Origin of the sequence: Haemophilus influenzae (assembly GCF_003494325.1) — a bacterium.
In the GTDB taxonomy this organism is placed as follows: domain Bacteria; phylum Pseudomonadota; class Gammaproteobacteria; order Enterobacterales; family Pasteurellaceae; genus Haemophilus; species Haemophilus influenzae_I.
The window spans coordinates 525,269-546,386 of record NZ_QQIK01000001.1; the positions used below are offsets into that span (position 1 = coordinate 525,269).

At 37.6% G+C, this 21,118-nt stretch carries 22 protein-coding genes and 4 tRNA genes; 14 read left to right on the top strand and 12 right to left on the bottom strand.

The window, feature by feature from the left end; translation table 11 throughout:
- Positions 1-3: 3 nt before the first annotated feature.
- Genes DV356_RS02630 through DV356_RS02640 form a run of 3 tightly spaced genes read right to left on the bottom strand, consistent with a single transcriptional unit; the run spans position 4 to position 3,540 of the window.
- Positions 4-891, bottom strand: a complete 888-nt coding sequence (locus tag DV356_RS02630; RefSeq protein WP_005689227.1) for an ABC transporter permease subunit — start codon at positions 889-891, stop codon at positions 4-6.
- Positions 881-1,846: an ABC transporter permease gene (locus tag DV356_RS02635; protein WP_006996469.1), complete on the bottom strand. Its 966-nt coding sequence runs from the start codon at positions 1,844-1,846 to the stop codon at positions 881-883. The genes DV356_RS02630 and DV356_RS02635 overlap by 11 nt, the downstream gene beginning before the upstream one ends.
- Positions 1,846-3,540 (bottom strand): ABC transporter substrate-binding protein, encoded by a 1,695-nt coding sequence (locus DV356_RS02640; protein ID WP_116945166.1) that lies wholly within the window; start codon positions 3,538-3,540, stop codon positions 1,846-1,848. The genes DV356_RS02635 and DV356_RS02640 overlap by 1 nt, the downstream gene beginning before the upstream one ends.
- A gap of 69 nt (positions 3,541-3,609) precedes the next feature.
- Here DV356_RS02640 and DV356_RS02645 point away from each other — a divergent pair, with 69 nt between their 5' ends.
- Positions 3,610-5,022 (top strand): YcjX family GTP-binding protein, encoded by a 1,413-nt coding sequence (locus DV356_RS02645; protein WP_112119127.1) that lies wholly within the window; start codon positions 3,610-3,612, stop codon positions 5,020-5,022.
- A 37-nt stretch (positions 5,023-5,059) separates the two neighbouring features.
- On the opposite strand, the gene ppc is transcribed toward DV356_RS02645, so the two are convergent.
- Positions 5,060-7,699: a phosphoenolpyruvate carboxylase gene (gene ppc, locus DV356_RS02650; RefSeq protein WP_118806484.1), complete on the bottom strand. Its 2,640-nt coding sequence runs from the start codon at positions 7,697-7,699 to the stop codon at positions 5,060-5,062.
- Positions 7,700-7,883: 184 nt separating this feature from the next.
- On the bottom strand, positions 7,884-8,894 hold the full coding sequence (gene purR / locus DV356_RS02655; RefSeq protein ID WP_038441314.1) for an HTH-type transcriptional repressor PurR: 1,011 nt from the start codon (positions 8,892-8,894) through the stop codon (positions 7,884-7,886).
- A gap of 360 nt (positions 8,895-9,254) precedes the next feature.
- Between purR and dapD the strand changes: the two genes are divergently transcribed.
- Positions 9,255-10,082: a 2,3,4,5-tetrahydropyridine-2,6-dicarboxylate N-succinyltransferase gene (gene dapD / locus DV356_RS02660; protein ID WP_005657060.1), complete on the top strand. Its 828-nt coding sequence runs from the start codon at positions 9,255-9,257 to the stop codon at positions 10,080-10,082.
- A 57-nt stretch (positions 10,083-10,139) separates the two neighbouring features.
- Here dapD and purA read toward each other — a convergent pair whose 3' ends face one another.
- Together purA and DV356_RS02670 are read right to left on the bottom strand one after the other, a co-directional pair.
- Positions 10,140-11,438 carry an adenylosuccinate synthase gene (gene purA, locus DV356_RS02665; protein ID WP_005667315.1) on the bottom strand — a complete coding sequence of 433 codons (1,299 nt, stop codon included), beginning with the start codon at positions 11,436-11,438 and terminating at the stop codon, positions 10,140-10,142.
- Between the two features lie 128 nt (positions 11,439-11,566).
- Positions 11,567-11,932 (bottom strand): ACT domain-containing protein, encoded by a 366-nt coding sequence (locus DV356_RS02670; RefSeq protein WP_005667312.1) that lies wholly within the window; start codon positions 11,930-11,932, stop codon positions 11,567-11,569.
- 307 nt (positions 11,933-12,239) lie between these two features.
- Between DV356_RS02670 and DV356_RS02675 the strand changes: the two genes are divergently transcribed.
- The 4 genes from DV356_RS02675 (at position 12,240) to DV356_RS02690 (ending at position 12,631) form a co-directional block, all read left to right on the top strand.
- Positions 12,240-12,316, top strand: a tRNA-Met gene (locus DV356_RS02675).
- A 5-nt stretch (positions 12,317-12,321) separates the two neighbouring features.
- Positions 12,322-12,406 (top strand) — tRNA-Leu (locus DV356_RS02680).
- A gap of 28 nt (positions 12,407-12,434) precedes the next feature.
- Positions 12,435-12,509 (top strand) — tRNA-Gln (locus DV356_RS02685).
- Positions 12,510-12,556: 47 nt separating this feature from the next.
- Positions 12,557-12,631 (top strand) — tRNA-Gln (locus DV356_RS02690).
- Between the two features lie 153 nt (positions 12,632-12,784).
- On the opposite strand, the gene rplY is transcribed toward DV356_RS02690, so the two are convergent.
- Entirely contained in the window at positions 12,785-13,072 is a 288-nt protein-coding gene (rplY, locus tag DV356_RS02695) for a 50S ribosomal protein L25 (RefSeq protein ID WP_005633680.1), read from the bottom strand.
- A 227-nt stretch (positions 13,073-13,299) separates the two neighbouring features.
- Between rplY and DV356_RS02700 the strand changes: the two genes are divergently transcribed.
- On the top strand, positions 13,300-13,905 hold the full coding sequence (locus tag DV356_RS02700; RefSeq protein ID WP_005653150.1) for a DedA family protein: 606 nt from the start codon (positions 13,300-13,302) through the stop codon (positions 13,903-13,905).
- A gap of 46 nt (positions 13,906-13,951) precedes the next feature.
- Here the strand turns inward: DV356_RS02700 and DV356_RS02705 are convergent, their stop codons facing one another.
- Together DV356_RS02705 and DV356_RS02710 are read right to left on the bottom strand one after the other, a co-directional pair.
- Positions 13,952-14,356 carry a Z-ring associated ZapG family protein gene (locus DV356_RS02705; RefSeq protein WP_014550872.1) on the bottom strand — a complete coding sequence of 135 codons (405 nt, stop codon included), beginning with the start codon at positions 14,354-14,356 and terminating at the stop codon, positions 13,952-13,954.
- Between the two features lie 30 nt (positions 14,357-14,386).
- A complete protein-coding gene (locus DV356_RS02710) occupies positions 14,387-14,737 on the bottom strand; it encodes a RidA family protein (protein WP_005647339.1) in 351 nt (116 codons plus the stop codon).
- Between the two features lie 111 nt (positions 14,738-14,848).
- Between DV356_RS02710 and DV356_RS02715 the strand changes: the two genes are divergently transcribed.
- Positions 14,849-15,565, top strand: a complete 717-nt coding sequence (locus DV356_RS02715; protein WP_048954442.1) for a YwiC-like family protein — start codon at positions 14,849-14,851, stop codon at positions 15,563-15,565.
- Positions 15,566-16,108, top strand: a complete 543-nt coding sequence (locus DV356_RS02720; RefSeq protein WP_192882148.1) for a tetratricopeptide repeat protein — start codon at positions 15,566-15,568, stop codon at positions 16,106-16,108.
- Positions 16,109-16,121: 13 nt separating this feature from the next.
- Here the strand turns inward: DV356_RS02720 and DV356_RS02725 are convergent, their stop codons facing one another.
- On the bottom strand, positions 16,122-16,529 hold the full coding sequence (locus DV356_RS02725; protein ID WP_012055477.1) for a Cd(II)/Pb(II)-responsive transcriptional regulator: 408 nt from the start codon (positions 16,527-16,529) through the stop codon (positions 16,122-16,124).
- Between the two features lie 89 nt (positions 16,530-16,618).
- On the opposite strand from DV356_RS02725, the gene DV356_RS02730 reads away from it, so the two are divergent.
- The 5 genes from DV356_RS02730 to DV356_RS02750 are packed head-to-tail and all read left to right on the top strand — an operon-like array spanning position 16,619 to position 19,670.
- Positions 16,619-17,302 (top strand): DUF4198 domain-containing protein, encoded by a 684-nt coding sequence (locus DV356_RS02730; RefSeq protein ID WP_005671602.1) that lies wholly within the window; start codon positions 16,619-16,621, stop codon positions 17,300-17,302.
- Between the two features lie 12 nt (positions 17,303-17,314).
- Positions 17,315-17,800, top strand: coding sequence for a carboxypeptidase regulatory-like domain-containing protein (locus tag DV356_RS02735; protein WP_112074778.1), 486 nt, complete (start codon positions 17,315-17,317; stop codon positions 17,798-17,800).
- Positions 17,800-18,420 carry a cobalt transporter CbiM gene (gene cbiM / locus DV356_RS02740; RefSeq protein WP_005667290.1) on the top strand — a complete coding sequence of 207 codons (621 nt, stop codon included), beginning with the start codon at positions 17,800-17,802 and terminating at the stop codon, positions 18,418-18,420. Before DV356_RS02735 ends, cbiM begins: the two co-directional genes overlap by 1 nt.
- Positions 18,420-19,052 (top strand): energy-coupling factor transporter transmembrane component T family protein, encoded by a 633-nt coding sequence (locus DV356_RS02745; RefSeq protein ID WP_005667287.1) that lies wholly within the window; start codon positions 18,420-18,422, stop codon positions 19,050-19,052. Before cbiM ends, DV356_RS02745 begins: the two co-directional genes overlap by 1 nt.
- Positions 19,053-19,670, top strand: coding sequence for an energy-coupling factor ABC transporter ATP-binding protein (locus DV356_RS02750; protein ID WP_048954439.1), 618 nt, complete (start codon positions 19,053-19,055; stop codon positions 19,668-19,670).
- Positions 19,671-19,892: 222 nt separating this feature from the next.
- Here the strand turns inward: DV356_RS02750 and DV356_RS02755 are convergent, their stop codons facing one another.
- Positions 19,893-21,083: an amino acid aminotransferase gene (locus DV356_RS02755; protein ID WP_048954438.1), complete on the bottom strand. Its 1,191-nt coding sequence runs from the start codon at positions 21,081-21,083 to the stop codon at positions 19,893-19,895.
- Positions 21,084-21,118 lie beyond the last annotated feature (35 nt).

Consider the following 21,118-nt stretch of genomic DNA (forward strand, 5'->3'; position numbering starts at 1 on the left):
AGGCTATTCTTGATGTTGATTGATGGCTTTAGTTAAGCCATTACTGAAAATAATACTTAATAAAATAGTAAAAATAATAGCGAAACCGGGTAAAAGTACTGTCCAAGGTGCAAGATAAAGTAGTTCCAAAGAGTCTTTTATCATTGCCCCCCATTCTGGTGTAGGTCGTTGTGCACCAAGAGAAATAAAACTTAACGCGCTAATATCCAACACGGCTATAACAAAAGCATGAGCCACTTCTTGAATATAAATAACAGTAATATTCGGTAAAATAGTGCTTTTTAATAAGGCTTGATTGGAAATGCCTTCAAGTTTTAGCATTACAACATAATCCTTTTCTAATTCTTTTTGAATAGCGCGATAGATAGTGTGAATAAAATAAGGCAAAATCGCTAATAGCGTAGCAAACATTGCATTCCATAAACTTGGTTCCATTAATGTTGAAATAACAACGGCAATTAATAGAATAGGTAACGATAAAAAAGCATCAAAAATATGCCCGACAAAACGAGCTTTAATACCTTTCAGTAGTCCTGCAATAATTCCTAGTGCGCCGCCTATTATTGCCACTGAAAAGACAACCAGTAAAGCAGAACCTAAGGTATAACGAGTACCCATAATTAAACGACTTAATATGTCGCGACCTAAATCATCAGTACCAAAGAAAAAAGCAATTTTTCCTCTATCTACCCAAGAAGGAGGCATTAATTCTTGCCCAATAAATTGTCGATTATCAGCATAAGGTGCAAGATAACTAGCAAAAAGTGCGGTAAAAATTAATGCGATTAATAAATAAAAGCTAAAAAGTGCGATGGTATTTTGACGAAAGCGTAACCAAATTTGAAAGATTGAGGTGCTTTCGCGGAATTCATCAGGTTCTTTATCTTGCATACCAACCTTTCTTTTTAAATGGATCGAGTATAAAAGTGAATATTTTAGTGAATGTATCAATCAAAATAATACATACACCAATAACAATTACACCTGCGGCAATGCTGTTGTAATCTTGTTCATTTACGGCATTAATTAACCAACGACCAATGCCAGGCCAACCTAAAGCCGTTTCTACCAACATACATTGCGTTAATACTAATGTGAATACACGTGGTACTTGTGGAACAAGCAGGGGAAAAGTATTACGGAATACATATTGATGGAGAATTTTCCATTTTGACCAACCCCGTGTTGTCGCTACTTTAGAAAAATTTTGATTCAAAATATATTCTGCTCGTTGATGAATAATGCGGATAATTTCCATTGTTGGCAAAATACACAATACCAATGTTGGTAAGGCTAAATGTTGCAATATATTTTGTACGATTTTTGTACGATAAGGCACTTCCAGAAACCACATATCAATAACAGGAAATCCCGTAATGGGTTTAATTTCGTAAAGCAAATTATATTGTCCAATAGCGGCAATTTCCCAATGTGAGAGCGCGGCAACATACAGTAAAATGGGGGCTAACCAAAATATTGGAATAGATAGCCCTACATAAGATAGGATTTGTAAACTTTTTGCAAAAACTTGTTCAGAATTGACCGCACTTATAATGCCAAGTGGCAAACCAAAAATAAATGCCAAAAACAATGTAATGAAACAAAGTTCCAATGTGGGAGGAAGAACCGTAAGAATAAGGTTCATTAATGATTTTCCACCGTTATAGGTAATGCCAAAATCACCTTGTAACAAGGTGCCTAAATAATGGAAATAGCCGATATAAATGTTTTGTGTAACAAGATTCGCATTAAGAGGATCGCGCAATAAAATGACAAAGCCTAATAGCGATAATACGAGTAATAATAATGCCACCCACAGAATATGGCGAAGAACCGACCATAACATTAGTGTTTCTCCTGAATAAAATATAAGGTGGAAAAATCTAAGCTACCAAAAGGCGTCATTTTTACTCCTTTCACACGACTATTTGCGACTAAAATTCGTTTTACATTGGCAATAGGAATAATGGGTAATTCACGTAAAACGAGTTCTTGGGCTTCATTATAGGCTTTTGCGCGTGAACTTAAATGTGAGGTGGTAATGGCGCGATCCATAAATTGATCAAATTCTTCATTACACCAATTAGATAAATTAGTGAGTTCATTTTTTGTTCCACAGCTTAAAATTGGACGCATAAAACCATCAGGATCAAGATTACCAGCTAACCAACCAGATAGAATCAAATCATAATTTTCCGATTGATTGCGTAATTGTGCAGTTAAAAATGGACGAGTTACGGCACGCACTTTAACTTTCACACCCGCTTGAGCTAAATCCCATTTTATCATTTCAGCTATTTTAAAAGGTGCAGGATTATAGACTTGTTCTTCATTAATTACCCATAAATTTAACAAAAGGTTTTTATCTGCTAATTTATTTTTGGCGATTTTGGGATTGTAATCAAACTCAAATTCTGGCGTATTGACACTTGAAGCCCAAGATACTTCAGGAATAATGTTATTCGCCACTGTCGCAGTATTGTGATAGATGTTGTGAATAATACGTGCGCGGTTCAAACTTTGTGAAATAGCGGCACGGATTTCGTGATCTCGCATTAATGGCTTATCAAAATTAAACGCTAAATAGGCTAAATTCATACCATCAGTAGATTGCATATAATAATGTTTGTCATCATTTTTTAATAAGCCAATTTGGCTTACTTCAGGATAAGAGGCGATTTGACATTCATTATTGAAAAATTTGACTAAACGTCCGCTGCGATCAGTAGAAAGATCCACAATAATATGTTCTATCTTGGCTTCTTTTTTCCAATAGTTTTCGTTACGCACTAAGCGAACATATTGGTTATATACATAATCTTTTACTTGATAAGGCCCTGTGCCTACTGGGTGGGTATCTAATTGAGCAAGGTTGTCATCTGCGCTTAATTGATAGGCATATTCTTGTGAAAAAATAATGGCATACTGGCTGGCAAGATGCGACAAGATGGAGGAATCTGGTGCAAATAATTCAATTTTTACTTGATAAGGCGAAAGTGCGGTCACAGATTTGATTTTTTCGTTAAGTTTAATGCTATCAAAATAAGGAAAACGCACTTTTCTTGCTTGTTCGTGAAACACTCTATATTGTGGATTACTATAGGTAACATTCGTCTCTGCTAAGGTTGGTAAATAAGTATTATGCCCTAATACACGATTAATCGAAAATACTACGTCTTCAGCGTTAAAATCACGTGTTGGGGTAAACCAAGGGGTTTGGTGAAATTTTACGCCGTGACGTAAATTTAATAAAATTTCTTTACCATCAGCTGAAATGGAATAAGATTGTGCCAGCATTGGTGTTAATGTTGCACTGTGATTTTTTATATCAAATAATTTGTTATAAATTTGTTCCGTGACCACATTCATACTGGTTCCTGCATCTGCTGTTTGCGGATTAAATGAAAAACCTGAAGCGTGGGTGCAATAAGTTAAGCCATTTTCAGTTAAAAATGTTGGAACACTTGGCGCAGCCTGTAATTCTACACTTTGGATTATACAGAGCAGAAAAGATAAAAATCTCAGATTTAGACGTAACATAACAAATGCATTGTGATAAATTATGTGTCAAATTGTAAGGCATATTAGTAAAAATGGCTAGGATATTGAATGTTTAATCGGGTTCAAAAGGAAATCAATCAAATTATTAATCGTGGTTTTGACCGCACTTTGCGTTTAGCGGTGACGGGGTTAAGTCGGAGTGGAAAAACGGCGTTTATTACAAGTTTAATCAATCAACTTCTCTCCATTAATCAACATTCATCACAGAATTTGCCCTTGTTTGAAGCAGCTAGAAATGGTGCGATCTTGGCAGTCAAACGAGTATCCCAACAAGATCTCAGCGTGCCACGTTTTGATTATGAAAGTAATTTAAATGATTTGTCACAAAATCCGCCTCAATGGTTTCAGTCTACTCGTGGCGTGAGTGAAACGCGTTTAGCAATTCGTTTTCAACGCCAATCTGGCTTGCTACGCCATTTGAAAGAACGAGGCACGCTTTATCTGGATATTTTTGATTATCCAGGGGAATGGCTACTCGATTTGCCGTTATTAAATCTAGATTTTCAACAATGGTCACAAGAGCAAATTAAGGTAATAACAGGCATTCGTGAAGAATTGGCGGAGAATTGGCTCGCTATGTTGCAGGATTTGGATTTAAGTGCGGTCGCAAATGAAGATGTTTTAGCCAAGATAGCGAAAAGTTATACGGATTATTTACATCAATGCAAAGTGCAAGGCATGCAATTTATTCAGCCTGGGCGATTTGTATTGCCGAGTGATTTAGAGGGCGCGCCAGTATTGCAATTTTTCCCATTGATTCATCTTTCGGAAGAACATTGGCAAACCTTGAAAAAAACAGCCAAATCGAATAGCTATTTTGCCGTGCTGACAAAACGTTATAATTATTATCGCAATAAAATTGTGAAAGGTTTTTACGAAAATTATTTTTCTACCTTTGATCGTCAAGTTATTTTGGCGGATTGTTTAACGCCTTTAAATCACAGTCAGCAAGCCTTTTTAGATATGCAAATGGGCTTAAATCAGTTATTTAATAATTTCCATTATGGCAGCAGAAATTTTCTTCATCGTTTGTTTTCTCCGCAAATTGATCGATTAATGTTTGTTGCGACAAAGGCGGATCATATTACTCGTGATCAAATTCCTAATTTAGTGAGTTTAATGCGCCAAATTGTGCAAGAGGGCGGTCGCCATGTAGAATTTGAAGGAATCGATACAGAATATACCGCTATTGCAGCTGTTCGTACCACAAAGCAAGTGATTGTGAATCAGCAAGGAAAAGAAATTAAAGCAATTCAAGGGATTCGTTCTATTGATAAACAACCGATTACGATTTATCCAGGAACGGTGCCGAGTAAATTACCAAAAACAGAATTTTGGCAAAAACAACCGCACTTTGATTTTGATAGTTTTGAACCTCAGCCTTTAGAACAAGGGGAGAGCATTCCTCATTTGAGAATGGATGCGGTTTTACAATTTTTATTAAGTGATCGATTTGAATAAAAAAGTGCGGAAAATTTTCCGCACTTTTTTCATCTTTCTAGCCCGTATTGCGCATCCCAGCAGCGATACCTGTGATGGTAATCATCAATGCTTGTTCCACATCGGGATTGACTTGCTCTGGATTTTCACGGAAACGGTGGAGCAATTCCACTTGCAGTAGATTGAGTGGATCCGTGTAGATATTACGCAATGCAATTGAATCTGCAATCCAAGGTAAATCAGACATCAATTTACTTTGGTGAGAAAGTGAAAGCACAGTTTGAATATCATCTTCAAGTTGCTTACGTAAATTTTCGCCTAAATACCAAAGTTCTTTTTTCACTAATCGTTGATCATATTGTTGGGAAAGCCAAGTATCCGATTTACTAAAGACCATTTCCAACATTCCGATTCGCGTTGAAAAGAACGGCCAGTTTTCGCACATTTTATGAATAATATCGCCTTTGCCTTGTTCAATAACTTGACGAATAGCTGCACCAGCCCCTAACCAAGCTGGCAGCATTAAACGGTTTTGCATCCAAGCAAAAATCCACGGGATCGCACGTAAACTTTCCACGCCGCCATTTGGATTGCGTTTTGCAGGGCGAGAGCCAAGCGGCAATTTGGAGAGTTCCTGTTCTGGCGTCGCACTACGGAAATAAGGCACGAAATCTTTATCGGCACGCACCACACCACGATAAATATCGCAAGAAATCGTGGAAAGCTCGTCCATTATAGTACGCCATTCTGGTTTCGGTTCTGGTGGCGGTAAAAGATTTGCTTCTAAAATGGCGCTGGCGTAAAGATCAAAGGTTTCTACTGCTACTGCGGGTAAACCCAGTTTGAAACGAATCATTTCGCCTTGTTCTGTTACACGTAAACCATTTTTTAAGGAACGAGGTGGCTGAGAAAGTAATGCCGCATGTGCTGGCGCACCACCACGACCAATTGTGCCACCACGTCCGTGGAATAAAGTAAGTTCAATGCCAAGTTTTTCTGTTAAATTCACTAAGGCTTCTTGCGCACGGTATTGCGCCCAAGAGGCTGCCATCATTCCCGCATCTTTTGCCGAATCTGAATAGCCAATCATTACCATTTGACGATTATTGATCACGCCACGATACCAACCCACATTGAAAAGTTGAGTCATCACTTTTTCGGCTGCATCTAAATCCTCTAAGGTTTCAAATAATGGCACAACAGGAATGTGATATGGCACGCCTGATTCTTTTAAGAGTAAATGAACGGCTAAAACATCAGAGGCACTGCGCGCCATCGAAATAACATAACAAGCTATTACACCTTGTTTTTGTTGAGCAATGACTTTACAAGTATCTAAAATTTCTTTGGTTTCAGGCGATGGCGTCCAGTTTTGCGGAATTAATGGGCGACGTGAGCTTAATTCACGAATTAAGAAAGCCTGTTTATCGTCTTCCATCCATTGAGAGTAATCGCCCAAACCAATATAGCGCGTGATTTCAGCGATGGCATCGGTATGACGGGTGCTTTCTTGGCGAATATCCATTTGAGAAAGTGTCACGCCAAAACAACTAATACGGTGCAAAATATTCAGCAATGAACCATTCGCAATAATGCGCATACCGCATTGAATTAAAGATTGATAACAATCGTAAAGCGGTTCCCACAGTTGATTATCTTCCAAAATAATCTCGCTTTCGGAGACTCTTGGTGTGCGATTAGATAAGTGATCATCAAAATAAGCTAATGTTGCTGTAAGTTGATTGCGTAAATTTTTTACTACGAAACGATAGGGTTCTAAATGTTCGCCGTATTTATCACGAAATTCATCGCTACATTTCATCATTGAAAGTTCATCGGCTAATTTGCTGATGTCTTGTAAGAATAAATCCGCCGCTTTCCAGCGGGCAAAATAAAGTACTTTTTTGGTAATTTGTGCGGTAACAAATGGATTTCCATCACGGTCGCCGCCCATCCAAGAGGAAATACGCACAGGTTTTAATCCTACTGGCAAATCGTAACCTAAAAATTCACGGGTGGTTTCGTTGAGTTGGCGTAAAAATTCTGGCACAGCTTGCCACAAACTGTTTTCTAACATCGCAAAGCCCCATTTCGCTTCATCAAATGGTGTTGGGCGAACAGTACGAATTTCGTTGGTATGCCATGCTTCAGCGATTAAACGAAGTAATAGACGTTCAATAATATTGCGTTCTTTTTCCGTTAAATCATGATGTTCTAGCTTGCTTAAACATTTATTGATTTCAATGTGTTTATGAATTAATGAACGACGTGTTGTTTCTGTTGGATGTGCGGTCAGAACAAGCTCAATTAATAATTTTTCGACGGTTTTATGCACCTCTTCCACTGAAGCATTTTGTTCTTTTAAGCGTTTGAAAAGTTCGCTTAAGGATTGAGAAGAACTTTGTGCAAGAGAATGTTCACGGGAAATTGTTTGATATTGTTCTGCTATGTTAGTGAGGTTTAAAAATTGACTGAAAGCACGTGCGACGGGAATAATATTTTCATTAGAAATACTACCGAGCGTATCGAGCAATGCTTGTCTTGCTTTATCATCGCCAGCACGAGAATTACGAGAAAGTTTACGAATGTTTTCGATTAACTCGAGAATATCCTCGCCCTGTGCATCATTGATGGTTTCTCCTAGAAAACGCCCTAACATACTAATGTTATTGCGCAGAGTACTGTACTCTTGTGTCATAGGAACTCCTACTAAAAGTAAAAATAAAATTTGTCAGTTAGCGATAGATATAACTAAAAATAGGGTGGAGGGCAAATGCTATTCAGAGAAATTTTGAAAATAATCAAGAAAAGCTAAAAAATAGCTAAAAAAGAACCGCACTTTTTAGGGATTGTTTAAAAAGTGCGGTCTATTTTTGCTAAGTTTATAAAATCGATTTAACGGATTTTCGAATGATAAGCTCAGGGGTTATATCAATACGACTATATTGTTGAACACCTTCATCTTTGTGAGTAATTCGTTCTAACAGAATATTTACTGCCTGTCTGCCTAAACGTAGTTTTGATTGATGAATGGTGGTTAATGGTGGCGCATAGAAACGTGAGGCGTGAATATCATCATAGCCGATAATTGACATATCCTCTGGCACACGCAAGCCTTTTTCTGTTAGTGCTGATATTGCACCGAGTGCCATCACATCGTTACAGCAGAATAGGGCGGTTGGTAATTCCTCTTGAGTCAGTAAACGATTCATACATTCATAGCCATCTTCAGGCTCAAATGCACCCTCTAGTACCCAAGACGGATTGATTGTTAATTTGGCTTCTTCCATTGCTTTTTCAAAGCCTTCATAACGCGTTCTTGCGGTAGTTTTATTGAGTTCGCCGCAGATAATCCCGATTTTTTTATGACCGCACTCTATAAGATGTTTGGTTGCTAAATAGCCGCCATCAAAACTATGATCATCAATCACATCGGTATTGGTATTTGGCCCCCAATCCATTACAACCATTGGAATAGTGGAAAATGATGAAAGTAAATCCAATGAATCCTGAGTATATTCAGAACACATTACAAGCAAACCATCGACCCTTTTTTTTGCCAACATTTCTAAATGATTTTTGACTTTTTCAGGATCATTTTGTGTGTTACACAAAAATAAAGAATAACCTTGTCGATAGCAATGTTCTTCAACAGAATGGATTATTTCGGCAAAATACGGAGCTTCACTGGTTGTCACAATCATACCAATGGATTTGGTGGTATTGACTTTTAAACTGCGTGCCACAGCACTAGGGGAATAATTAAGTTGTTTAATTGCGGATAACACCGCTTCTTCCGTATCTTTTGCAACGAAACGGGTTTTATTAATTACGTGAGATACGGTTGTGGTGGACACACCAGCCATTTTTGCCACATCTTTAATTGTTGCCATATATTTAAATCCCTAAAAAATTTTTCCTATTATAAAGGTTTGTTGAGAATTTAGTCATCTTTATTGCAAATTTTTTATAAAAAGAAGTGATTTTTTCGTATTATTCTTGCTAGAATGTCTGCGTTATTTTTTTATGAGGAGAACAAAATGAGCGATTTTGGTTATGCAATGATTATGGTTGTTTTTAGTATGTCTGTTGTCGTGGGGCTTGCACTTTCAATCTTTTAATCAAACTAACTTTTTATTATCACCGCAGTTTTGTTTCTACAAAGTGCGGTGATTTTTTTCGGTGTTTTGCTTGCCCGTTTAAAATATGGTAAAACTAATGCCGTTTTATTCACAACGTATATAGGAAGTTCTATGTCAAATTTACAAGCAATTATTGAAGCGGCATTTGAAAAACGTGCAGAAATTACACCAAAAACCGTTGATGCAGAAACGCGCGCGGCAATTGAAGAAGTGATCGAAGGATTAGATTCTGGAAAATATCGTGTAGCCGAAAAAATTGATGGCGAATGGGTAACACATCAATGGTTAAAAAAAGCGGTATTGCTATCTTTCCGCATTAACGATAACCAAATCATTGATGGTGCAGAAACAAAATATTACGACAAAGTGGCATTAAAATTTGCGGATTATACCGAAGAACGTTTTGCTGAAGAAAGTTTCCGTGTTGTGCCTTCTGCAACGGTGCGTAAAGGTGCATACATTTCTAAAAACTGCGTATTAATGCCATCTTATGTAAACATTGGTGCTTACGTTGGCGAAGGCACCATGGTAGATACTTGGGCGACGGTTGGTTCATGCGCACAAATTGGTAAAAACGTGCATTTATCGGGTGGTGTAGGAATCGGCGGCGTGTTAGAACCATTACAAGCTAACCCAACTATTATTGGCGATAACTGTTTTATTGGCGCGCGTTCAGAAGTGGTTGAGGGTGTTATCGTTGAAGATGGTTGTGTTATTTCAATGGGCGTATTCATTGGTCAATCAACCAAAATTTATGATCGTGAAACAGGCGAAATTCATTACGGCCGTGTACCAGCAGGTTCTGTGGTGGTATCAGGTAGCCTTCCATCAAAATGTGGAAAATACAGCTTATACTGCGCCGTGATCGTGAAAAAAGTGGATGCAAAAACTTTAGGTAAAGTAGGCATTAACGAATTATTACGTTCTATCGAAGAATAGTAAAAAATAATAAAAAAAGACCGCACTTTTAAAAGTGCGGTCAGAAATTTAAAGCAATTAAGCTGCGAACGGATCACGTAAAATCATGGTTTCTACACGATCAGGGCCAGTTGAAAGAATATCAATAGGTACGCCAGTCACTTCTTCAATACGTTTAATATAGTTAATACAGTTTTGTGGCAATTTATTTACATCCGTGACGCGGAAAGTATTTTCTTTCCAGCCAGGTAATGTTTCATAAATTGGTTCTACACCATCCCAATCTTTCGCCGCTAACGGTGCATATTCAACGATTTCGCCATTTGGCATTTTGTAAGCAACACAGATTTTTACTTCATCAAAACCATCTAATACGTCTAGTTTAGTCATACAGAAACCAGAAATAGAGTTAAGTTGGATTGCACGACGAATGGCGACGGCATCAAACCAACCACAGCGACGTGGACGGCCGGTTACCGCGCCAAATTCGTTACCTTTACGTGCAATTTCAGCACCCACATCATCAAATAATTCCGTCGTGAATGGGCCACCGCCTACACGAGTACAGTAAGCCTTAATGATACCAAGTACATAATCAAGATTGCGTGGGCCAAAACCAGAACCTGTTGCAACACCACCAGCCGTTGTATTTGAGCTGGTTACATACGGATAAGTACCGTGGTCGATATCTAACATTGTCCCTTGTGCGCCTTCAAATAAAATATGTTCGCCATTTTTGCGCGCAGTATCAAGAATTGTAGTGATGTCTGCCACCATACCTGTGATTACATCGGCAATTGCCATTACATCATCTAAGGTTTTTTGATAATCGACAGGTTCAACTTTGTAGTAGTTCACCAATTGGAAATTATAGTATTCAAGGATGTTTTTGAGTTTTTCGGCAAAGGCTTCTTTATTAAATAAATCGCCTACGCGTAAACCACGACGAGCTACTTTATCTTCATAAGCTGGGCCAATACCACGACCAGTTGTACCTATAGCTTTTTTGCCAAGGGCTGCTTCGCGCGCGTGATCCATTGCCACATGATAAGGCAGAATCAAAGGACAAGCTTCTGAAATTAATAAACGTTCACGAACTTTAATACCTCGGCTTTCAAGTTCGCCCATTTCTTTCATTAATGCTTCAGGCGAAACCACAACGCCATTACCAATTAAGCAAGTTACGTTTGGATGTAACATACCAGATGGAATTAAACGTAATACGGTTTTTTCACCATTGATAATAAGTGTGTGACCTGCGTTATGACCGCCTTGATAACGAACTACGTATTTTACGCGATCCGTCAAAAGATCAACGATTTTTCCTTTACCTTCATCGCCCCATTGTGCGCCTAAGATAACAACGCTTTTTCCCATAATTTCCGCCTTTTATTCGGTTAAATTAGTTAAATGAACAGCCGTTTACTTTACTCTTTTTCGGCTTTAATCTCAATGATATAAAAGAAAAAGTGTGGTGATTTTTCACCGCACTTTAGGTTTAAATTTTATTCAAATAAGGATTTGTGTAACGAGCGTACAATTTCATCAGAATGTTCACTTTGTACTAACATACAAACATTGTTGGTACTTGCCCCATAACTAATCATTCGCACATTATAAGATTGAACAGTATCAAAAATACGCTTTGCCACACCTGAAGTGATATGCAGATCATTGCCAATTAATTTTTCACGTTCTGTCGCTTTTACACCATTTGCTAAAGCCACTAATAAATTTGTTACACCAGCTGATGCAGAAAGCACAACTACGCATGTATTGGGATCGGCAATGACAATTTTTGCACAAGCTGTCATCGAATCGTAGTTAGTAACAGATGTTCCGCCAAATTTGGCGGCTGAGAGCTGGGGCATAAGATACTCCTAGATGTTGTGTTTTTTTTAGAATAGTGGGTATAGAAATAACGATTTAGGCATTTTTTGTCAAATAAATTTTAATTAACAATAAATGAACGCATAAAAGAAAAAATAGGATTAGGAAAAATTTGGCTGTTGAGAAAGCCATATAAGTTGTTTAAATGAATAAAAAATAAGTGATATGCTTCATTAATAACCAAACAAACATAAAATTACTTTTTTTGTAAAAAAGTATTTGACGAGGATCATCAAAATTAGCATAATACGCCCCGCAAAGCCGATATGGTTAAGCAAATTAAGTGATGGCTACATAGCTCAGTTGGTTAGAGCACAACACTCATAATGTTGGGGTCGCAAGTTCGAATCTCGCTGTAGCCACCAAATTTGCGGGACTGGCGAAATTGGTAGACGCACCAGATTTAGGTTCTGGCGCCGAGAGGTGTGTGGGTTCAAGTCCCTCGTCCCGCACCATTTATCGCTTTGTAAGTCAAATAGTCGTTGGGGTATCGCCAAGCGGTAAGGCACTGGGTTTTGATCTCAGCATTCCTAGGTTCGAATCCTAGTACCCCAGCCATACTATCAAATAAATCTTCTTTATATCTAATCAAAGATTTCTCTAATTGGGGTATCGCCAAGCGGTAAGGCACTGGGTTTTGATCTCAGCATTCCTAGGTTCGAATCCTAGTACCCCAGCCATATTTTCAATATCTTCGTAATAACTTGCAAAAATCGTTATTTGATCAAAAATTAAAGTTTAGATATTTATTGAGAAAGAATGAATATGTAAGAAAAAAGCTAAGATGAATGTCTTAGCTTTTTTGTTATTTTATTTAAATGCGTGAACTAGAATTATGCGCGTTTGAAGTCAATGTGAACCAATTTTGGTTTGAATGGGTGACGTTGCATTGCTTGTACTTTAACTGCAACTTCTTTACCACCGATCACTAAAGTAATCACTTCAGAATAGAAAGATTCATGTGCTTGCGCGTTGTTTAATTCATCGTGGTTTAAGATGATTGAAACGGGTTCTTCGCTGCCACCATAAACGATTGCAGGAATTTGACCATTGTGACGCAGGCGGCGGCTCGCACCCTTACCTTGCGCAGTACGAACTTCAGCGTTAAATTTAAATGCCATTTTAATGTTCTCTTTAAATTAATGTTAAAAGAAAGAAAATTGCAGGCGACCCAGCAATTTTCCAAATATTGTTCTCAAAGACAAGCACTGGCCACGCTTTGAGACGGCGAATTATAGAATATCCCTCTTTTCAAAGCAAACTTTTTCTAGGTTTTTTACCCTGAAAAGATTAGAATGTGAACCAATTTTTTATCACATCTATTAATATAATAAAAAAGCAGGAACAAATGGAATTTTTAATTGGATTTTTTACTGAATATGGTTATTGGGCTGTTCTTTTTGTTTTAATTATTTGTGGATTTGGTGTACCTATTCCAGAAGATATAACATTAGTTTCAGGTGGTGTCATTGCGGGGCTTTATCCAGAAAATGTCAATTCTCATTTGATGTTGCTGGTTAGTATGATTGGTGTGCTTGCTGGCGATTCCTGTATGTATTGGCTTGGTCGAATTTATGGCACGAAAATTTTACGTTTCCGACCAATACGTAGAATCGTAACATTACAGCGTTTAAGAATGGTGCGTGAAAAATTCAGTCAATATGGCAATCGAGTACTGTTTGTTGCACGATTTTTACCCGGTTTACGTGCTCCAATTTATATGGTATCAGGTATTACACGCCGTGTAAGTTATGTTCGTTTTGTTTTAATAGATTTCTGTGCTGCGATTATTTCTGTACCTATTTGGATTTATCTTGGGGAATTGGGGGCTAAAAATTTAGATTGGCTACATACACAAATTCAAAAAGGTCAAATTGTGATTTATATATTTATTGGGCTACTTGTACTATTCTTTTTTTGGAAATGGAAAAAATCTAAAAAATCAACGCAATAATAGAATAATAAACGGCTAAAAATATTTCTATTTTTAGCCGCACTTTTTAATTTTCTTCTTTATTTTCTTTAAATAAGCCTGATGCACCCTCCGAATAATCTCTAGGCTGTTCATTTTGAGATTTATCTGTTGCAGTAATTAACTGTTGGGTAAATAAACCTTTTTGATCTTTTTCGCCCAGTAAGTTATTGGAAGAGGTTGCGTAGTGGCGATAAAGTTTTTGATAATCGTTAATTAAGGTTTTGAATAACTCAGCACTTTCTGCGAAATGTTTTTCGATTTGCGCCTTTTGTGTATCAAGTTGGGTTTTGACTGTTTTTAATTCAGCTTCTGTTTTAGCTTGATGTTTTACGGAGCCTTTGGTTAAACGCACAATAATGTAACCAATAAATAATCCAACAATAAAAGCGATGCCAATTGCTACCCAAATTTCATTGCTCCAATTTTCCATAATATTCTCCTGTTTATTCGGCTTAAAAAACTAACAAGTTGCAATAATAACAATTTCAACTTTCCAACGAGGATCCGCTAATTTAGCTTCCACTGTCGCTCGACTTGGTGGGCTAACATGATCGACCCATTCATCCCAAGCTTGATTTAATTGTGCATAATCTTTCATATCAGCTAAGAAAATTTGCGCAGTTAAAATATTTCTTTTATTGGAGCCAATTTCTGCTAACAATTTATCAATTAAACCTAATACTTCTTTGGTTTGTTCGTAGGCATTTTGCTCGATGGTTAATTCTGGAACTTGCCCTGCAAAATAGGCGAGGTTGTTATGAATTGAAACTTCACTTAAACGTGCACTGGGTAAAATGCGTTGAATTGTCATAGGGTTCTCCTTTGGGGTGTTTTCTTCTATTCTAAATAGCCTTTACCACTTTGTAAAATCCTCTTTACTAGGCTAAAATATCCGACAATTATTCTCAATTATTTAATTATTATGAAACTGCTTATTTCCAATCAGCACGGTGCTATTGTTATGGCATTGGTGCCTTTTATTTACGGTATGTTGCTTGCTAATCCAGTATGGGCGCACATGTTTTTATTATTAGGATGGTTTTCGCTTTATTTGATGACTTATCCTTTTTTGAATTTGTTTAAAGGTAAAAATCTTGAGTTATATAAAAAATGGTCTGTGATTTATTTTGCTGCCGCCGTGATTTTTGCGATTCCTGCGTTAATTTATAATTGGCAAGTGCTTTATTTTATGTTTGCTATGTTGCCTTTTGTAATGGTAAATATTTATTTCACCAAGAAAAAAGATGAGCGCAATTTATGGAATGACTTGGCAGGGATCTTAATTTTTGCTCTAGCTGGAATGGGATCCTATTACTTTTCTGACCGCACTTTTGATGAAAAAATACTTTGGGTGGCGATTTATCCAACATTATTTTTTATTGGAACAACACTTTATGTAAAATCAATGATGCGTGAACGAAAAAATCCACGTTATTTTTGGGCATCAGTAATTTTTCACTTATTATGTGTGCTGATTTTTGTGGTTTCGCAACAATTTATTTTAGCATTAGCTTTTGTGCCTGGATTAGTGCGAGCCGTTTATTTGCCCACTAAAAAGCTTTCTGTTATGCAAGTTGGACTAATCGAATTTGCGATTACTGCCGTATTTTTTATTTTACTTTTAGTAGCAACCTTGTAAATGAAACTGAAGTTATTTTTTCATATAGTATTACTTTGTTTTAGTTTGCCTATTTGGGCAATGAAAACCGTTGATGTTACAGCGAGTCCGAAAATGGATGATCAAGCAAGAATGAATTTGGCACAAGAGTTTGCCAATAAACAACAATGGATCGACGTTTTCAATATTATGTATCCAATGGCGTTAGAGGGAAACACCACTGCTCAAAGTAATCTGGGTATGTTATATAACCTTGGGCGTGGCACGGTGAGAGACTATGAAAAGGCTTATTGGTGGTTTAGCGAAGCGGCAGAGAAGGGCAGTGTGAAAGGGCTAAATAACCTTGGCGTTATGTATCTACGTGGCGATTACGTCAAACAAAATACAGAGCAGGCCATTAAGCTTTTTGAACGTACAGCTCGAGCTAAAGATACAGATGCAATGATGATGTTAAGTAATATTTATCGCTCGCAAAACCAACCTGAAAAATCATTGGAATGGCTGAAGAAAGCCACTGAATTAGGCAATAAGGAAGCAAAACAGCGTTTATCTAGTCAGCCATAATCTAAAAGTGCGGTTATTTTAATCGCACAAATTTTACGCCACTATGTTGCAATAGCAATTTCATTGGATCTTCATCATTCGAGACTGTTTTTTCACGTAATTCCATTAATTTCATCCGTAAATGGGCGAGTTCGTGAATCCTTGTTGCCACCTCTTTAATGTGTTTATCTAACACACGATTAATTTCTTCTGCTTGTTGTTTGGAGGTATTTTCTAAATTCAGTAGGCTTTTGATTTCACTTAATGAAATATCTAAATTTCGGCAGTTACAAATAAATGATAAACGTTGCAAATGTTCTTCATTATATTGGCGAAAATTGCCTGAAGTACGTTTTGGGGGCGGGATTAAACCTTGTTGTTCATAATAACGGATGGTTTCTACGGTACAGCCTAGGGCTTTAGCAAGTGCTCCAATTTTCATCAATTTCCTTAAAAAATGACTTGATTCTAAAGTTACTTCATATTTTATCATACGCCTAGATTTTCTTAAACAAACAAGGAGTATCCAAAATGGAATTGAAAAAAATCGCTGTGGGATTAACCGCACTTTTAGGTATGTCTGTTGCTAACGCACACAATGTTTGGCTTGAGCCTGCTTCATCGCAAGATGAATACGTGGTGAAATTTGGACATGAACAAACTGAAACCTATCCAGAATCTAAACTTAAATCTATTCAAGCCTTAAATGCGCAAGGCAAATTAACTGCCGTTGATTACCAATTCAGAAATGGCGAAGCCTATCTTATGCCTAAATCAGATTTAGTATTCGTTCATTTCGATAATGGTGTATGGTCAAAATTACCAAGCGGTAAATACGTTGAAAAAACAAAACGTGAAGAACCAACAGCAGAATTTAGTACTAATCCTGTTAAATTTGGTAAAGCGATTTTGAAATGGGATGCTGAATCTTTCAAATCTCATCAACAAGCATACGAATTGATTCCTCAAGAAAAAGCACAAGCGAATAAACCGCTTTCTATCCTTGTTTTACATAATGGTAAACCCGTTCAAGGCATTAAAGTGGGTGTGAGTGAAGATGCACCGTTCAATTTAACTAATGAAAAAGGTATCGCTCAATTTACGCCAACTAAAGGCTTCAACAAAGTATGGGCAGAGTTTGAGGAAAAAGTAACAAATAATGCGGATTACGATCGTCGAACTGTGGAATATATGCTAACTTTTGACGCACAATAATATGGATTTGGGATGAAAAAATTTGCTTTTTTAACCGCACTTTTTGTGGCTTGCTATCTCCCGAATGCTTATGCCCACGCACTTTATGTGTTTGCCCAATATGATGGGCAAACACTCTCTGGCAAATCCTATTATTCTGATATGACCCCAGCAGCTGAAACTTATTTAGAAGTTTTCCGCTCAGGTGTTTCTGATCCCGTTTTAACTGGAAAAACAGACCGCCAAGGTGCATTTAAGCTTTCTATTGCTGATGTGCCACACACAACCTTAAAAGTGGTGGTGGAAGGCGATGAAGGACACCGTGCGTCGGTTGTTGCCGCTCATACCTCTGCCGAAAATCAAAGCGGTGCAGATTTAATGCTGCTTCGTGAAGATATTGCACATTTAAAAGATAAAATTTATTTGCATGATATTTTAGGTGGAATCGGTTATATCGTTGGTATTGCTGGACTTATTGCTTTACGTAATGCGCGTAAAATTAAACAAGGACGTATTTAATGCATTTATCTGAAGGCGTGTTACATACGCCTATTTTATTAGCTGGCGCAGTGCTTGCTGTTGCGGGCATTGCCGTGGGGTTGCGTCGTTTAGAATCAGAACGTTTACCGCTCACCGCACTTTTTGCCGCTGCATTTTTTGTGGCAGGAACCATTCATGTGCCTGTAGGAATTGGTAGCGTGCATTTAATTTTAAATGGCATGGCAGGTTTATTCCTTGGGTGGGCTGTTTTTCCAGCATTCCTCATCGCACTTTTATTACAAGTCATTTTCTTTTCTTTTGGTGGATTTGCCGTGTTAGGCGTCAATCTTTGTGTGATGGCAACGCCAGCGGTGATCGCTTATTATCTTTTCCGTTCTCGTTTACAGCCACAAATGGCATTAAAAGATCGCTTATTAGTTGGTATTGGAGCTGGCGTAATTGGCGTTGGCGGGGCAGGCGCGCTTGCTTCTTTTGTGCTGATGTTAGATGGTGGAAAAAGTTATCTGAATCTTGTTTGGCTCTTGCTAGTCTCTCATCTTCCGGTATTTATTTTGGATAGTATTATCAGCGTAGGGGTGATTACCTTGCTTGGTAAAATGTATCCTGAAGTCATGAATCGTACCCAGAATGTCTCTTAATGAAAATTCATCGCTTATTTCAACTGCACTTTAGGTTGATTTATCTGTTTATCTGGGGGCTAACCATTAGTGGATTGAGTGATCTTACTTGGCTTATCTCCCTTAATGTGCTTGCAGTTTCTCTCTTTTTTATTTCACTGCAGCTCAGTCAAAAATCTTTTTTGCCTTACCTTAAACGTTGGTTTGCTTTAGTCATTTTTATTGCTTTAATGTGGGCGACATTAAGTTGGCAAATTGGAGAAAATGGCATTGAACTCAATTTTCAAGGCATTGAATTAGCAGAAAAATTGAGTTTGCGGACTCATTTATTGTTGATTTCTCTTTGGCTTTTTTTGTGGAATATTAATGATGCAGTACTTGTTCAAGCCATTGGTAAATTGCCTTTGCCAGAAAAATTAATTCAACTTTTTGTGCTGACCGTACGTTACATTGCACTGCTTGGCGAATTGCGTCAAAAAATGGATATTGCTATGCGAGCTCGTGGATTTCGTCCTGGGCTTAATCGCCGAACCCTTTATGTGACCGCTCAAAGTGTCGCTTTATTATTGATTCATGCCCTATTAAAAGCCGAAACGGCGCAAATGGCTTTAAAATGTCGTGGTTTTCAGTTTGGCAAAAAGAGAGAAAAATAAATGTTAGCTGTAAATAATCTTTATATAGAACGCAATGGTAGAGCGATTATTCAAGATTTAAGTTTTACCTTGGAAGGTCAAAAACGTCTTTTCGTCCAAGGGGAAATTGGCTCAGGAAAAACCACTTTACTGCTTGCTTTGTTGGGATTTGTTCCAGTAACCAAGGGGGAAATTAAACTATTTGGCAAAGTTTGTCGTAAAGAAAAAGATTTTGCGCCATTTCGTGGCACGATTGGTATTTGTTTTCAAAATGCGGATGATCAACTTTTTGGCCCAACAGTATTGGATGATATTGCCTTCGGGCCATTAAACCAAAATATTCCAAGAGAGCAGGCGTATCACATCGCAGAGCAGCAATTAGAACGTCTTGGTATCACACGTTTAAAAGATCGTATGGTGCATACCTTATCTGGTGGTGAGAAAAATTTTACCGCACTTGCTGGTGTTTTAGCGATGCAGCCAAAAATTTTATTATTAGATGAACCCACCAATGGATTAGATCGAAAAAATACTGAAAAATTGACCGCACTTTTGCGAGAACTTTCCTTACCCATTTTGATTTCATCCCATCATCATGGATTTATTAACGAATTAGCCACAGAAATTATTAGTTTATGATTTCTATATCCATTAGGTAAAAATGCGGCTGTGATTGGGAAAGTGATAACCGATAAAAAAGTGCGTTTAGTGGGCATTTTTGGATAAAGTCGATTATTAGATTTACCAACAAATGAACCATTGCCGAGAATTTGTTAATGATTAGATAAAATTAAAGCCTTGATAATCAAGGCTTTATTTTTTACTTACAATATTTTAGAGGATATATTATTTGTAACCCTATTAAAGCACTTTCACGATACTTTCACATAAATAGCGAATATTATCTTCTGTGATTCCAGCTACGTTGATACGACCAGAACGAACAGCGTAAATGGCAAATTCATTTTTTAAGCGATCCACTTGTTCCCCTGTTAATCCACTGAAAGAGAACATACCGTTTTGTTCAATAATAAAGCTGAAATCTTGTTCTGCACCGTATTCTTTTAATAGCTGAACGAATAAATGACGCATTTTTTTGATGCGTTCACGCATTTCAGTTAATTCATTTTCCCATTCTTGGCGAAGTTGAGTGTCATTTAATACCGTTGCTACAGTTGCGCCACCGTGAGATGCAGGATTAGAGTAGAGTGTACGAATAATTGATTTCACTTGTGTTAATGCAGTTGATGCAATTTCTGCATTTTCTGCCACAAGGGTAAATGCCCCCACACGTTCATTATATAAACCAAAGTTTTTAGAGAATGAACTCGCCACTAATAATTCTTTATGATTTGCCGCAAAAGCACGTAAACCGTAAGCATCTTCATCTAAGCCATTGGCTAAACCTTGATAAGCAAAGTCAAAGAGTGGTAACCAGCCATTTTTTGCTGAAAGTGCGGCTAATTCTTGCCATTGTTCAGGGGTTGGGTCAATACCCGTTGGGTTGTGGCAACAACCGTGTAAAAGCACCACATCGCCTTCGCTTGCTTGGCTTAAATCTTCAAGTAAATGTTCCCAATCAAGGGCTTTGCGTTCAGCATCATAATAACGATATTCACGAATGGTCATACCCACAGCATTGAAAATGGCATTGTGATTTGGCCAAGTTGGTGTGCTGATCCAAACATTTTGTGCTTTGGTTTGGCGTTTAATAAATTCTGCCGCAATGCGTAATGCACCAGTGCCGCCTAAACTTTGTACTGTTCTTGCACGATTAGATTGGATGACTTCAGAATCTTTACCGAAAAGTAACGCTTTTGTTTGTTCGTTATAATCCGCAATACCATCGATAGTCAGATAATTCTTCGTTTTTTCCTTATCAAATAAGCGTTTTTCGGCTTCTTTTACTGCACGCATAATCGGGGTTGTGCCTTGCGCATCTTTATAAACCCCAATACCCAAATTGATTTTATTTTCGCGAGTTTCGGATTTAAATGCTTCGCCTAAGCCTAAGATTGGATCGGCTGGTGCCGCTTTGATATGTTCAAACATAGCTTTTCCTTATGTATGTGTTGTGTGATGAATAG

Coding starts and splice junctions, on each gene's coding strand:
- DV356_RS02630 (WP_005689227.1), bottom strand. CDS start 891: ATGCAAGATAAAGAACCTGATGAATTCCGCGAAAGCACCTCAATCTTT.
- DV356_RS02635 (WP_006996469.1), bottom strand. CDS start 1,846: ATGTTATGGTCGGTTCTTCGCCATATTCTGTGGGTGGCATTATTATTA.
- DV356_RS02640 (WP_116945166.1), bottom strand. CDS start 3,540: ATGTTACGTCTAAATCTGAGATTTTTATCTTTTCTGCTCTGTATAATC.
- DV356_RS02645 (WP_112119127.1), top strand. CDS start 3,610: ATGTTTAATCGGGTTCAAAAGGAAATCAATCAAATTATTAATCGTGGT.
- ppc (WP_118806484.1), bottom strand. CDS start 7,699: ATGACACAAGAGTACAGTACTCTGCGCAATAACATTAGTATGTTAGGG.
- purR (WP_038441314.1), bottom strand. CDS start 8,894: ATGGCAACAATTAAAGATGTGGCAAAAATGGCTGGTGTGTCCACCACA.
- dapD (WP_005657060.1), top strand. CDS start 9,255: ATGTCAAATTTACAAGCAATTATTGAAGCGGCATTTGAAAAACGTGCA.
- purA (WP_005667315.1), bottom strand. CDS start 11,438: ATGGGAAAAAGCGTTGTTATCTTAGGCGCACAATGGGGCGATGAAGGT.
- DV356_RS02670 (WP_005667312.1), bottom strand. CDS start 11,932: ATGCCCCAGCTCTCAGCCGCCAAATTTGGCGGAACATCTGTTACTAAC.
- rplY (WP_005633680.1), bottom strand. CDS start 13,072: ATGGCATTTAAATTTAACGCTGAAGTTCGTACTGCGCAAGGTAAGGGT.
- DV356_RS02700 (WP_005653150.1), top strand. CDS start 13,300: ATGGAATTTTTAATTGGATTTTTTACTGAATATGGTTATTGGGCTGTT.
- DV356_RS02705 (WP_014550872.1), bottom strand. CDS start 14,356: ATGGAAAATTGGAGCAATGAAATTTGGGTAGCAATTGGCATCGCTTTT.
- DV356_RS02710 (WP_005647339.1), bottom strand. CDS start 14,737: ATGACAATTCAACGCATTTTACCCAGTGCACGTTTAAGTGAAGTTTCA.
- DV356_RS02715 (WP_048954442.1), top strand. CDS start 14,849: ATGAAACTGCTTATTTCCAATCAGCACGGTGCTATTGTTATGGCATTG.
- DV356_RS02720 (WP_192882148.1), top strand. CDS start 15,566: ATGAAACTGAAGTTATTTTTTCATATAGTATTACTTTGTTTTAGTTTG.
- DV356_RS02725 (WP_012055477.1), bottom strand. CDS start 16,529: ATGAAAATTGGAGCACTTGCTAAAGCCCTAGGCTGTACCGTAGAAACC.
- DV356_RS02730 (WP_005671602.1), top strand. CDS start 16,619: ATGGAATTGAAAAAAATCGCTGTGGGATTAACCGCACTTTTAGGTATG.
- DV356_RS02735 (WP_112074778.1), top strand. CDS start 17,315: ATGAAAAAATTTGCTTTTTTAACCGCACTTTTTGTGGCTTGCTATCTC.
- cbiM (WP_005667290.1), top strand. CDS start 17,800: ATGCATTTATCTGAAGGCGTGTTACATACGCCTATTTTATTAGCTGGC.
- DV356_RS02745 (WP_005667287.1), top strand. CDS start 18,420: ATGAAAATTCATCGCTTATTTCAACTGCACTTTAGGTTGATTTATCTG.
- DV356_RS02750 (WP_048954439.1), top strand. CDS start 19,053: ATGTTAGCTGTAAATAATCTTTATATAGAACGCAATGGTAGAGCGATT.
- DV356_RS02755 (WP_048954438.1), bottom strand. CDS start 21,083: ATGTTTGAACATATCAAAGCGGCACCAGCCGATCCAATCTTAGGCTTA.